The organism is Bacillus luti (genome assembly GCF_001884105.1).
Classification (GTDB): Bacteria; Bacillota; Bacilli; order Bacillales; family Bacillaceae_G; genus Bacillus_A; species Bacillus_A luti.
Map to the genome: position 1 here is coordinate 1 of NZ_MACI01000080.1, position 221 is coordinate 221.

Below are 221 nucleotides of genomic sequence, written 5' to 3' on the forward strand. Positions count from 1 at the left end.
TGTGGAGCTGACGAATACTAATAGATCGAGGACTTAACCATATAATATGTAGCAAATGTTATCTAGTTTTGAGAGAACATAAAAAACTTGTTGACTTTTAAAGTGAATCAGTTATAATAATGATTGTCTCAAAAGAATAATGTCTGGTAATGATGGCAGAGAGGTCACACCCGTTCCCATACCGAACACGGAAGTTAAGCTCTCTAGCGCCGATGGTAGTT

1 rRNA gene is annotated in these 221 nt (G+C 37.1%); it reads left to right on the forward strand.

Annotated elements, in window-relative coordinates:
- Positions 1–142: 142 nt before the first annotated feature.
- Positions 143–221 (forward strand): 5S ribosomal RNA (gene rrf / locus BAQ48_RS20570); the annotation flags it as partial.